7 protein-coding genes are annotated in these 12,192 nt (G+C 70.6%); 1 reads left to right on the top strand and 6 read right to left on the bottom strand.

Features of this window, described 5'->3' with window-relative positions:
• Nucleotides 1-176: 176 nt before the first annotated feature.
• A complete protein-coding gene (locus tag AB6V29_RS05925; RefSeq protein WP_369357527.1) occupies nucleotides 177-1,574 on the top strand; it encodes a threonine/serine exporter ThrE family protein in 1,398 nt (465 codons plus the stop codon).
• Nucleotides 1,575-1,689: 115 nt separating this feature from the next.
• On the opposite strand, the gene recR is transcribed toward AB6V29_RS05925, so the two are convergent.
• The 6 genes from recR to pta all read right to left on the bottom strand — a co-directional run bounded on the left by recR (nucleotide 1,690) and on the right by pta (nucleotide 12,189).
• The gene (gene recR / locus AB6V29_RS05920; protein WP_056229546.1) at nucleotides 1,690-2,283 is read right to left on the bottom strand and encodes a recombination mediator RecR; all 594 of its coding nucleotides are present in this window, start codon (nucleotides 2,281-2,283) and stop codon (nucleotides 1,690-1,692) included.
• The gene (locus AB6V29_RS05915; protein ID WP_267787733.1) at nucleotides 2,283-5,141 is read right to left on the bottom strand and encodes a DNA polymerase III subunit gamma and tau; all 2,859 of its coding nucleotides are present in this window, start codon (nucleotides 5,139-5,141) and stop codon (nucleotides 2,283-2,285) included. Before AB6V29_RS05915 ends, recR begins: the two co-directional genes overlap by 1 nt.
• Before the next feature lie 154 nt (nucleotides 5,142-5,295).
• Entirely contained in the window at nucleotides 5,296-7,833 is a 2,538-nt protein-coding gene (locus AB6V29_RS05910) for a glycoside hydrolase family 65 protein (protein WP_267787735.1), read from the bottom strand.
• A 122-nt stretch (nucleotides 7,834-7,955) separates the two neighbouring features.
• Nucleotides 7,956-8,690, bottom strand: coding sequence for an HAD family phosphatase (locus AB6V29_RS05905; protein WP_267787737.1), 735 nt, complete (start codon nucleotides 8,688-8,690; stop codon nucleotides 7,956-7,958).
• Between the two features lie 125 nt (nucleotides 8,691-8,815).
• Nucleotides 8,816-10,048, bottom strand: coding sequence for an acetate/propionate family kinase (locus AB6V29_RS05900; protein ID WP_369357525.1), 1,233 nt, complete (start codon nucleotides 10,046-10,048; stop codon nucleotides 8,816-8,818).
• Nucleotides 10,045-12,189 carry a phosphate acetyltransferase gene (pta, locus tag AB6V29_RS05895; protein ID WP_369357523.1) on the bottom strand — a complete coding sequence of 715 codons (2,145 nt, stop codon included), beginning with the start codon at nucleotides 12,187-12,189 and terminating at the stop codon, nucleotides 10,045-10,047. The genes AB6V29_RS05900 and pta overlap by 4 nt, the downstream gene beginning before the upstream one ends.
• Between the last annotated feature and the right edge of the window lie 3 nt (nucleotides 12,190-12,192).

Raw genomic sequence — 12,192 nt, 5'->3', positions numbered from 1 at the left:
AACTCCCGGAGAGGTCGCGCGTCGGGATGCCACGACGGGGCGCTCGTGCCGCGCCCGAGGATCATCCTAGAGGCGGGCGCATACCGCCTCCGTCATGGGTCGACGCCGGGAGAAATCGCAGAGCCCGTCGATAGGATCGAACCCTCCCTCTCTCCCCCTTCTCTGGAGGCCCGCGGTTGTCCCCCACCCCGCGCCGACTGCTGTCGTCTTTGCGCCGGCTCGTCCATGTCGACGAGGTCTCCTCCCCCGACACGACGTTGCTTCCGATCATCGATGAGGCCCTGTCGACGCGCATTCTCGATCTCGCCATCCGCATCGGCGAGACCATGCTCGTCGTCGGTGCCCCGGCCAACGAGGTGACCCTCACGATCGTTCGGGTGTGCGGGGCGTACGGACTCGACCCGGTACACGTCGACGTGACCTACAACTCGATCACGATCGCGCACAGCCGCCCGGGCGCGAGCCACCCGACCACCCTGCTGCGCGTGGTGCGGGGCTCGGTCCCCGACCACGCGAAGCTGCAGCGCCTGCAGGCCCTGGTGCAGGAGATCACCGGCGGCCTGGGGCTCGACGATGCGATTGTGCGGTGTCGGGCCATCCGTCGCCTGCCCTTCCGCTATCGCCCCGCGATCGTCATCGCCTCACAGGCGTCGCTCGCCGCGGGAGTGGCGATCATGTTCGGGGCGAACTGGCTCGCCCTCGTGCTGTCCTTCATCGCCGCGGCCCTCGCCGCCACCACGCAATACGTGCTGGCGCGCGCGCGTGTGCCGTACTTCTTCGCGCAGATCGCCGGCGGTTTCGTCCTCACCGTCTTCGCGGCGCTGTCGCCGCTGCTGCGCTACACCGGTCTCGACGCGGCCGCGGCCATCAGACCGTCGGTGATCGTGGCATCCGGAATCGTCCTGATGCTCGCCGGTCTCACCGTCGTGGGCGCGGCACAGGATGCCATCGACGGCTTCGCTCTGACCGCGACGGGACGCATCCTCGAACTCACCACGCAGACTCTCGGCGTGGTGCTGGGGATTCTCGCGGGGCTCGAAACGGTGCGCGTTCTCGGGATGGGGATGTCGCCGCCGTCGAACGCGCTGCCGCTCGGACCCGTCGGCGTCCAGTTCGTGGGAGCCGCGGTGATCGCCATCGCCGTCGCGGTGTTCAACGGTGCCGGCGCGCGCATCGTCGTGGTGAGCGCCGCCCTCAGCCTGGTGGCCTGGGCTGGCTACGTCGCGGCCTCCGGCCTCGGCTTCGAGGTCGCCGCCGCGAGCGGCGTGGGGGCCTTCGTCGGAAGCTTCGCGGGCATCGTGATCGCCTACCGCTTGCACGTGCCGTCGGTGGCGATCACGACCGCGGCGATCCTCCCCCTCGTGCCCGGTGCCGCGGTCTTCCGCGGTCTTCTCGGGATCGTGGAGTCGGGGCAGGATCCTGCCGTGCTCATGACCGGGGTCACCACGCTCGCCGGGGCGGCGACCATCGGCATCGCCCTCGCCGTCGGTGCTTCTCTCGGCATCTATATGGGCCAGCCCGTGCGGGCGACCCTGTCGAGCGTCACCCGGGTGCGAGCGCGCGTGCGGCGGTAACCGGCGCACCCCGGGGCCAGCCCGTGCGGGCGACCCGTCGGGTATTCCCCGGGTGCGAGCGCGCGTGCGGCGGTAGCGGGGGTGCCGGGATACCCTGACCCCGCGCGCACGGACGTCAGAGCGTCCGACGCCCCTCGAAGGCGCGGCCCAGGGTCACTTCGTCGGCGTACTCCAGGTCGCCGCCGACGGGGAGACCGGATGCCAAACGCGTCACGCGGATCTCGAGGGTGTGCAGCAGCCGGCTGAGGTAGGTCGCCGTGGCCTCTCCCTCGAGGTTGGGGTTCGTCGCCAGGATGACCTCTTGAACGGTGCCGTCGGCGAGGCGCTGCATGAGTTGGGTGACGCGCAGATCGTCGGGACCGATCCCCGCGATGGGGCTGATGGCGCCGCCTAGCACGTGGTAGAGGCCGCGGAACTCGCGGGTGCGTTCGATCGCCGCGACGTCTTTGGCGTCTTCGACCACGCAGATCAAGGTCGCATTGCGACGCGGGTCGCGACAGATCGAGCAGCGGTCCTGCTCGGAGACGTTGCCGCAGATCTCGCAGAACTTCACCTTGTCGCGGATCTCTCCGAGCAGCGTCGACAGGCGCGATACATCGAACGACGGCGACTGCAGGATGTGGAATGCGATGCGCTGAGCCGACTTCGGGCCGATGCCCGGAAGGCGGCCGAACTCGTCGATCAGGTCTTGGACGATGCCGTCGTACATCAGGTGAACCTCGTCGGGGGCTCGTAGGGCTCATCGCGCACGTAGTTCGCCCCGAGCATCTGGCGCACCACGGCTTCGCCGTATCGCTGGACGCCCCCGCTGAGCGGGGCCATGCGCGGAACGACGACCGGCGGCAGCGGGGCCTCGACCTCGTCGACCGGTGGGATGACGTCGTCGTCGTCGACCTCGTCCGGTGCGGCCACCGAGGGGGTGACCTCGCGCGGCGGCAGGACAACGCCCTCGTGCAGCTCGGAGGGGGCGACCGCGGTCGCCTCGTCGGGCTCGTCGTCGACGGCGAGGGCCGTGGACGGAGCCGCAGGGACCCGCATCGCCGCCGGGGCGGAGCCGTCGGATGCCGGGATCGGCGCGACGGCCCACTCGGTCACCGACGATGAGTACGGCGCCGAACCCTGCGGAGCGCGAGTCGTGGTCGTGGGAGCGCCCGACGCCGGGCCACTCGTGGGAGCCGAGGGGCCTCGCGAGGAGCCGCCGGGACCGGATCCCCCGTGACCGTCTCCCTCGAGGCGCGCGAGGTACTTGACCCGGACGCCGAGGACCGCCTGGATGGCCTGGCGGAGATCTTCGCTCGGGCCGCCCTCCGGGGTGCGCGTCTTGAAGGCGGTGAGATCGCTCCCCGTCCGAAATGCCAGCGTGAGCACGTCGCCCTCGAAGGCGGCGACGGCGGCGGTCGACACGATGAGCCACGACGACCGGCTCGCGACCTCGAGCTGGCCGAGAACCTCGGGCCACGCGTCGCGGACGTGTCCGAGCTCGATCGGGCCGACGGGAGTGGCGGGCGGCGTGGGCGCGGTCGGTTCGAGCGGCGAGGCGTCTTCCGTGTCGTCGGACGGCGCGCCCGAGGTCGACGCCGCGGCGGGTCGCTGTGCAGCCGACTCCGACGCCGAGGACGCAGCGGCGTCGTGGCGCGGGGCTGCTGCCGCGGGGGCCTCGGTGGGCGCCGATTCGGGCTCGGGGTCGAGTTCGGACGACGCGGTCTGCGGAGTCGGAGCCGTGTCGAACGGGTGGACGTCGTCCGACGCCTCGACACGACCGGAACCCGCAGACGCCGCAGCACGCGCGGCGGGGCGCGACGGCGATCCTGCCGACGCCCGAGTGTCTTCTTGGTCGGACGGGCTCGGGCCCGACGGGGAGATCGCCCCCGTTGCGCCGCGCGCGGGTGGCGCTGCCGTCTCAGACGGCGACTGCTCGTCGTCGTCGAAAGGCGGAGGAGCGTCGTCGTCGGTGAACGGCGGCGGTGCATCGTCGTCGCTCGGTCCGAAAGAGGGCGGTTCTGCATCGGCCGGGCGCACCGGAACCGCCTGCGGCTTTCCCGGTGAGGCCGCGGCGGGTGCCGCCGGAGCGGGCGAAGCGGCACCGGGTGCGGCCACACCGGGTGTCGCGGCACCCGGTGCGGCGATACCGGGCGACGCGATCCTCCCGGCAGACGCAGCGGCTGGCGCGGCGACACCGGGAGAAGCGACCGCGGGAGACGCAGTCGGGGGCGCGACGGAGGGGGAGGCAACCGCCGGAGAAGTGCTGCCCGGGGAGGCGATCCCGGGCGCGGCAACTCGCGATCCTCCGGGGCTCGCTACCGCGGGGGACGCCGGCGATGTGCCGGGAGAGGCGATGTCGGCCGCGGGAGACGCCGGTCTTCCCGTCGCGGGGGCCGGAGCGGAGGCATGCGAGCCGCCACGCGTCGCCTCGAGATCGTGCGCCATGGCGGGCGACGTGCCCTGGGCGACGCCGGCGTGGGTGAGCACGCGTGCGACCAACAGCTCGAGCTGCAGGCGCGGGGACGTGGCCCCGGTCATCTCGTCGAGGGCGGCGACCACCAGGTCGGCGGTGCGCGAGAGGCGCGGCGCGCCGAACGCCGTCGCCTGACGGGACATGCGATCGAATTCATCGTCGGGGATGCCGCGCAGGATCGCCGAGGCGCCCGCGCCTGTGGCTGCCACCACGATCAGGTCGCGCAAGCGCTCGAGCAGGTCGTCGACGAAACGACGCGGGTCTTGACCGGTCTGCACGACCCGGTCGACGGCGGCGAAGGCTCCCCCACCGTCGTTGGCGGCGAAGGCGTCGACGACTTCGTCGAGGAGCTCGGAGTGCGTGTAACCGAGGAGCGCGACCGCGCGCTCGTACCGCACGAGGACGTGACCGCCCGCGTCCGCGTCGGAGCCGGCGATGAGCTGGTCGAGCAGGGAGAGCGTGTCGCGCGGCGATCCGCCACCGGCGCGGACGACGAGCGGAAGCACACCGGCCTCGACGCCGACGCCCTCGGTCTCACACAGCTCTTGGACGTACTCGAGCATGGCCGCGGGCGGAACGAGCCGGAAGGGATAGTGGTGCGTGCGCGAACGGATCGTGCCGAGCACCTTCTCGGGCTCGGTGGTGGCGAAGATGAACTTCACGTGCGCGGGCGGCTCCTCGACGAGCTTGAGCAGCGCGTTGAAGCCCTGCTGCGTCACCATGTGCGCCTCGTCGAGGATGAAGATCTTGAAGCGATCGCGCGCGGGTGCGAAGATCGCGCGCTCGCGGAGGTCGCGGGCGTCGTCGACGCCGTTGTGGCTCGCCGCGTCGATCTCGACCACGTCGAGCGATCCGCCGCCACCGCGACCGAGTTCGACACAGCTGTCGCACGTGCCGCACGGGGTGTCGGTGGGGCCGGCGGCGCAGTTCAGGCAACGCGCGAGAATACGGGCTGACGTGGTCTTACCGCAGCCGCGCGGACCCGAGAACAGATACGCGTGACCCACGCGATCGCTGCGCAGTGCGGTCATGAGCGGCTCGGTCACCTGAGACTGCCCGATCATCTCGCCGAACGCCTCGGGGCGGTATCGGCGGTACAGGGCTGTCGTCACCACACCAGCCTACGGCGTACCTCCGACATCGCATCCGCCGCGGTCGATCGGCCCCGCCAGAACAACGGATGCCGAGCCCCGGGCCGTCATCGCGCGGCGGCGCCCGAGACGCCGAACGCGGCGGCATCCCGGAGGATGCCGCCGCGTCGATGGTTCAGAAACCGCCGTCGAGCCCGACCGCGATCGGCCCGTCGTCGTCGCCGACGATCGGAATCGCCGTCGTGACGATCGGCACCGAGGCCGACAGGAGCGTGCCGTCCTCGCGCACCGAGCCCTCGAGCTGGCGGATCGAGGGCCGACCCGGCCGCACCGGGCCCTGCCCGTGGAGCGCGACGCGCACGGTCTCACCCGGAGCCACGGTGTACGTCGCCCCGCGCACCGCGAAGGTGACGGGGTCGCCCTCTCCCCCGGCGCGCAGCGTCAGCGCGGTCTCGGTGAGCGTGATGTCCAGGCGCGTGCCGTGCCAGTGCAGCACGTACGACAGCTCGGGCCAGTCGGCCGGAAGGCGCGGGTCGAAGGTGAGCAGGCCGAAGTGGTCGCGCATGCCGCCGAAGCCGCTCACCAGGGCGGTCCACACCCCACCGGCCGATGCCACGTGCACGCCGTCCGAGGCGTTGTGGTGCAGGTCTCCGAGGTCCACGAAGGCGGCCTGCCGGAAGTACTCCAAGGCGAGGTCCTGGTAGCCCACCTCGGCCGCCAAGATCGACTGCACGACCGCCGACAGCGTCGAATCGCCCGTCGTCAGCGGGTCGTAGTACTCGAAGTCGGCGAGCTTCTCGGCATCCGTGAAGTGATTTCCCTGCAGGAACAGCGCGAGCACCACATCGGCCTGCTTGAGCACCTGGTAGCGGTAGATGACCAGCGGGTGGAAGTGCAGCAGCAGGGGGCGCTGGTCGGGCGGGGTGTTCTCGAGGTCCCAGATCTCGCGTTCGAGGAAGACGGCGTCCTGGGGATGGATGCCGAGGGCCTCGCTGAACGGGATGTGCATGGCCTCGGCCGCCTTGTCCCAGCGCTCCGGCTCGGAGGGGTCGAGGTTCATGCGGTCGGCCATCTGCGCATAGGCCTCGGGGTTGTTCTCGGCGAGGTCGCGCACCGTGCGGGCGGCGAAGCGGAGGTTGAAGCGCGCCATGACGTTCGTGAAGAGGTTGTCGTTGACGACGGTGGTGTACTCGTCCGGTCCGGTCACACCGTGGATGTGGAACGAGTCGCGCTCCCCGTCTTCGGCGGCGTCGCTCGAGCGCCAGAAGCCCAGCGTCGACCAGAGGCGGGCGGTGTCGACCGCGATGTCCACACCCTCGCGGGCGAGGAACTCCTCGTCCCCCGTCGCGCGGACGTACTTCGCCAGGGCGAAGGCGACGTCGGCGTTGATGTGGTACTGCGCGGTGCCGGCAGCGTAGTAAGCGGACGCCTCTTCGCCGTTGATGGTGCGCCACGGGAACAGGGCACCCGCTTCGTTGAGCTGGTGCGCGCGCTTGCGGGCGGCAGGGAGCATCAGGTACCGCATGCGCAGGGCGTTTCGGGCCCAGAGCGGCGAGGTGTACGCCAGGAACGGCAGGACGTAGACCTCGGTGTCCCAGAAGTAGTGACCGCTGTACCCGGAACCGGTGACGCCCTTCGCCGGGACACCCTGTCCGTCGGCGCGGGCCGCGGCCTGCGCGAGCTGGAACAGGCACCAGCGCGTGGCCTGCTGCAGGTCGCCGTGACCGCCGATGCGCACGTCGGAGCGGTCCCAGAAGTCGGCGTACCAGGCGATCTGCTTCTCGACGAGCCCGTCGACCCCCGTCTCGACCGCACGGTCGATCGTGCGTCGGCAGCGATCGAGCAGCTCACCCGTGGGGACGCCCCGCGAGGTGTGATAGCTCACCAGCTTGGTGATCGTGGTGGGCACGCCGGCCTTCGCGTGCACGCGGTAGATGTTCTTGGCGATGTCGGGCTCGACGAGCTGACGCGAGGTGTACTCGTTCTCCGTCTCGACGAGGTGGTCGGCGATGACGGCGAGCGTCATGTTCGACTCGCTCACCTCGTAGCTGAGCGCCGAACGGTTGCCGTCCTGCCAGTACTCGCGCGGCTGCAGCACGCGATCGCTGAGCTTCTCGGTCTTTCGCGGGTCGAAACCGGACTGCTTGGATGCCATGGGCGAGCCGCCGTAGATCCCCTCGCCGTCCTGACGATTGAGCAGCTGATTGCTCACGGTGACGGGAGCGTCGGCGTCGAGCACCGTCACGGTCAGACGGAGGACGGCGAGGTGCTTCTCGTCGAACGAGACGAAACGCTCGTCCTCGATCCGCACGCGCTTGCCCGAGGGCGTGACCCACAGCAGGTTGCGGCGGAGGATTCCCTGGCGCATGTCGAGCACGCGCTCGTACTCGCGGACGTCGGCGACGTCGAGAGAGAGCGGCTCGTCATCGACGTAGACGCGCATGACCTTGGCATCCGGAGCGTTGATGATCGTCTGCCCGACCTCGGCGAAGCCGTAGGCCTGCTCGGCGTGCCGGATGGGGAACGTCTCGTGGAAGCCGTTGATGAAGGTGCCCTGTTCGAGGGCGAAGCGCCCCTCGATGGAATTGCCGCGCAAACCGAGGTACCCGTTGCCGACGGCGAAGAGGGTCTCGGTGACCCCCACGTCGTCGAGGGAGAACTCGGTTTCGACGAGGCGCCATTCGTCGACGGGAAAACGATCGCGGTCGATCATCGGGGCGTGCCTTCCGGTGGCAGGTTCGGGTAGGCGCGGGGCGGCCTCGGGCCGTTCGCGCGGGTGGTGCTCGGTCTCGCCGATGGGGGCGGGCGATGACGCGTGTCGCGGGTGGCGACGGCTCAGTCTACGAACGCCGCGAGGTCGTCGACGACCACGGTGGCCCCGGCGGCACGGAGGTCGTCCGCCCCGACGCCTCGGTCGACGCCCACGACGACGCCGTAACCGGCGGCGACGGCGGACTGCACGCCGCTCAGAGCGTCTTCGACGGCGACGGATCGGGCGGGGTCGACGCCCAACAGGCGTGCGGCTTCGGCGAAGACGTCGGGGGCGGGCTTGGAGGAGAGGTTGTCGCGCTCGGCGATCACGCCGTCCATCACGACGGGAAAGCGCTCGCGGATGCCGGCCGCGTCGAGCACCTCGACGGCGTTCTTCGAGCTCGACACCACGGCGATGGGGGTTCCCGCGGCCTGCAGCACATCGAGGAGGGCGACCGAACCCGGGTAGGGCGCGATGCCTTCGCTACGGAGAATCCGCGAGAACACCTCGTTCTTGCGGTTGCCCACTCCGCACACGGTGTCTTCGGACGGATCGTCGGAGGGGTCGCCCCACGGGACCTCGACGTCGCGGCTGCGCAGCAGGCTCGCAACGCCGTCGTACCGCTTCTTGCCGTCGACGTACTCGAAGTAGTCGCGATCGGTGTAGGCCGGCTCGATCTTCCACGCCGCGAACAGTTCGTCGAACATCGTCTTCCAGGCGCGCATGTGGACCTCGGCCGTGGGCGTGAGGACGCCGTCGAGGTCGAACAGCACTCCCTCGAAAGCGGTGAGGTCGGGCAGGTCGGGGCTGTCGGTCACGGCGGGCTCCAGATCGGTGTGCGGGTCACGGGCGCCGATGCGCGGCGATCTCAGGGTAGCGGTCGGGGGCGGACCGAGCCGGTTGCACGGCGGGCCGTTCGAAGAGGTGAGGGGCCGCGAGCGACTCAGCCGGTGACGGAGAGGGTCTGACGGGCGATCTCGAGCTCTTCGTCGGTGGGGACGACCAGCACCTGGACACGCGAGGCGTCGGTGGAGATGCGCCGGATGCCGCGCTCTCGCGAGGCGTTGCGCTCGGGATCGATCTCGACGCCCGCGAAGCCGAGGGTGGCCATGGCGCCCTCTCGCACGGCGGCGGCGTTCTCGCCCACGCCCGCGGTGAACGAGATGACGTCGACGCCGTCGAGCTGCGCGAGATACGCGCCCGCATACGCGCGCAGGCGGTGGATGTAGACGTCGAAGGCGAGCTGGGCCGACGGGTCGCCGGCCTCTCTGCGCTGTCCGATGTCGCGCATGTCGGACACACCCGCCAGACCCAGCAGGCCGGAGCGCTTGTTGAGGAGCGTGTCGAGGTCGGCGGTCGACATGTCGGCGCGACGGGCGAGCTGCAGCAGCACCGCGGGGTCGAGGTCGCCCGAACGCGTGCCCATGACAAGTCCCTCGAGCGGGGTGAGTCCCATCGACGTGTCGACCGAGCGGCCCCCCTCGATCGCGGCGACCGAGGCGCCGTTGCCGAGGTGGAAGACGATCTGCTTGAGCTCGCCGAGAGGGCGGCCGACGAAGGCCGCGGCGGCTTCGCTGACGAACTTGTGGCTCGTTCCGTGGAAGCCGTAGCGACGGATGCGGTGGGCTTCGGCGACCTCGCGGTCGATCGCGTAGGTGTACGCCTCGGGGGCGAGGGACTGATGGAACGCCGTGTCGAAGACGGCCACGTGCGGCACGTGGGGGAAGGCCTTCTTGGCCGCGACGATCCCCGCGAGGTTGGCCGGGTTGTGCAACGGCGCCAGCACCGAGAGCTCGTCGATGTTGATCTCGACGAGGGGGGTTACGACGGTGGGTGCGAAGAACCGCGCCCCACCGTGCACGACCCGGTGCCCGACGGCGACGGGCGGGCGTTCGTCGAGCGACGGGCCGTGCTGCGCGAAGGCCTCGAGCATGACGGCGAAGCCCGCCGTGTGATCGGCGATCTCGCGCTCGATGGTCGAGGTGGCATCGGTCACCGTCGGCACGGGCTCGCCCGCTGCGCCGAAAGACGCCGCCTTCACCGTGTGCTTCGCGACGCCGGTGCCCTCGCCGATGCGCTCGACGAGTCCCGAGGCGAGGACCTGTTCACGCGCCATGTCGAGCAGCTGGTACTTGAACGACGACGACCCGCTGTTGACGACGAGGACGACACTCACTGGGTGACCCCCTGGGCCTGGATCGCGGTGATGGCGATGGTGTTGACGATGTCGTCGACGAGAGCGCCGCGCGACAGGTCGTTGATGGGCTTGTTCAGCCCCTGCAGGACGGGCCCGATGGCGACGGCTCCGGCCGAGCGCTGCACGGCCTTGTAGGTGTTGTTTCCCGTGTTGAGATCGGGGAAGACGAACACCGTCGCGCGCCCGGCCACCTCGGAGTCGGGCATCTTGGCCCGGGCCACGGCGGCGTCGGCGGCGGCATCGTATTGGATGGGGCCCTCGACCAGCAGCTCGGGCGCCCGCTCGCGCACGAGGGCGGTGGCGGTGCGCACCTTCTCGACGTCGGCGCCGGTGCCCGACTCGCCGGTCGAGTAGGACAGCATCGCCACGCGCGGCGCGATGCCGAACTGCTCGGCGGTCGCGGCCGACGACACGGCGATGTCGGCGAGCTGCTCGCTGGTGGGGTCGGGGATGACGGCGCAGTCGCCGTACACGAGCACGCGGTCGGCGAGGGCCATGAGGAACACGCTCGAGACGACCGAGACACCCGGGGCGGTCTTGATGATCTCGAAGGCCGGACGGATCGTGTGGGCCGTGGTGTGCGCGGCGCCCGACACCATGCCGTCGGCGAGGCCCAGGTGCACCATGAGCGTGCCGAAGTACGACACGTCGGTGACGGTGTCGGCGGCCTGCGCGTAGGTGACGCCCTTGTGGGCGCGCAGCCGGGCGTACTCGGTGGCGAACTTGTCGACGTGGACGGCGTCGAAGGGGCTCAGCACCTCGGCGTCGCGGATGTCGATGCCGAGCTCGATCGCGCGCCCGCGCACCTCGATCGGCTCGCCGAGGATCGTGAGGTCGGCGATGCCGCGCGAGAGAACGGTGGCAGCGGCCCGCAGTACGCGATCGTCGGTGCCCTCGGGCAGGACGATGCGGCGACGGTCGCTGCGAGCACGGTCGACCAGGCCGTATTCGAACATGAGCGGGGTGACCACGCTCGGGCGGGCCACGCCCAGCTCGCGCGTGAGCAGCTCGGTGTCGACGTGGCGCTCGAACATCGCCAGGGCGGTGTCGTAGCGGTGCTGCGAATCGGCGGCGAGACGGCCACGCGTGTTCATGATGCGCACGGCCGTGTCGTAGGTGCCGAGGTCGGTGGCGATGATCGGCAGCGGCGAGCCCAGCCCGTCGATCAGGCGCACGATCGCGTCGGGCAGTTCGAAGCCGCCGTTGAGAACGATGCCCGCGAGCGAGGGGAACGTGCCCGAGGCGTTGGCGAGGAGGGCGGCGAGGAGCACCTCGCTGCGGTCGGCCGGGATGACCACGACCGCCGACTCCTTGAGACGCGGGAGGACGTTGACCATCGACATGCCCGCCACGACGACGTCGAGGACCTCGCGAGTGAGCAGGGCCGGGTCGCCCTTGATCAGCTCACCCTCGACCGAGCGCAGCACGCCGCGCACCGAGGGGGCGATCAGGAACCGGTCTTCGGGGAGGGCCCACACGGGGACGCTGCGCTGCTCGGCCGGCGCACCGACCGGCACGGCGTCGACGACCTGGCGGACGGATGCCATGATCTCGTCGAGGTGGTCGGGATCGGCGCGGTTCGCGATCACGGCGAACAGCGCCGCTCGCTCGTGCTGGAGTTCTGCCACCGCGAGCGAGGCGATCTGGCCGACCTCGTGAGGGGTACGGGCGACCGACATGCCGAGTGTCTCGCTGTGGCCCTGCTGCGCGCGACCGCCCAGCACGAGGAGCACGGGGGCACCGAGGTTGGCCGCGATCCGGGCGTTGTACGCCAGCTCGGCGGGGCTTCCGACATCGGTGTAGTCGCTGCCGATGATCACGACGGCATCGCACCGCGCCTCGACGGCCTTATAGCGCTCGACGATCCGCCCCAGAGCCGCATCGGCGTCGTCGCGGACGTCGTCGTAGGTGACGCCGACGCAGTCGTCGTAGTCGAGGTCGACGCTGTCGTGGTCGAGCAGCATCTCGAGCACGTAGTCGCGCTCGGCGGTGGATCGCGCAATGGGCCGGAACACCCCCGCGCGCGGCGTCACACGACTGAGCGCGTCGAGGACGCCCAGGGCCACGGAGGACTTGCCCGAATGACCTTCGGCCGACGTGATGTAGATGCTCTGCGTCACGCG

Origin of the sequence: Microbacterium sp. 20-116, assembly GCF_041079415.1 — a bacterium.
In the GTDB taxonomy this organism is placed as follows: domain Bacteria; phylum Actinomycetota; class Actinomycetes; order Actinomycetales; family Microbacteriaceae; genus Microbacterium.
The sequence above is the reverse complement of the archived record's forward strand: the minus strand, read 5'-3'. Positions and strand labels throughout refer to the sequence as shown.

Excerpts from the sequence above, each read along its gene's own strand:
- recR (WP_056229546.1), bottom strand. The coding sequence starts at position 2,283 with ATGTACGACGGCATCGTCCAAGACCTGATCGACGAGTTCGGCCGCCTT.
- AB6V29_RS05910 (WP_267787735.1), bottom strand. The coding sequence starts at position 7,833 with ATGATCGACCGCGATCGTTTTCCCGTCGACGAATGGCGCCTCGTCGAA.